This is a genomic window from Pseudomonas sp. 43(2021), from assembly GCF_017490805.1.
In the GTDB taxonomy this organism is placed as follows: domain Bacteria; phylum Pseudomonadota; class Gammaproteobacteria; order Pseudomonadales; family Pseudomonadaceae; genus Aquipseudomonas.
This window is the reverse complement of record NZ_JAFGYJ010000411.1, coordinates 1-473: the sequence shown is the minus strand read 5'-3', so window position 1 is coordinate 473 and position 473 is coordinate 1. Positions and strand designations below refer to the sequence as shown.

The 473-nt window shown below is 60.9% G+C and carries 1 protein-coding gene; it reads left to right on the top strand.

Annotated elements, in window-relative coordinates; genetic code table 11:
* The coding region (locus J5M71_RS27905) for an Ig-like domain-containing protein (RefSeq protein ID WP_207838809.1) at window positions 1–473 on the top strand (473 nt) is incomplete at both ends.

Genomic DNA, 473 nt, shown 5'->3' with positions numbered 1-473 from the left:
CCTTCAAGACTTCGGATCTCGACATTCACGCCAAGGCGGTGCTCAAGGACAAGTCGGGCCAACCGGTTCCGAATGCCATTGTCACTTTCTCGGAGCACGGCAGCGGTCTTTTGACCTTCATGCCCGAATCCGCGACTGCCCTGACCACCAGTTCCGGCATCGCTGAAGTCGACCTCAAGGCAACCGGCGCAACCTCGCTGGGGGCCACCCAGGTAGTAGCCACGGCCTCGCTCAACGATAGAAATGGCACACCCGTCGAGATGACCGGTTCTGCCAATCTGTCGGTGACGGCCGCAGTGGTCGCCGATCCACAATCCGTCGCCAGGGCGAGCAATTTCACGGCCGCCAACCCCGCAGACCGTTCCATCGTCATTGCCGGATCAGGCGGAACCGGACGCTCGGAAACCGCGTTGCTGACCTTTACGGTGGTGGATGCTCAAGGCGCCCCGATCAAAGGTGTCATCGTCGATTTC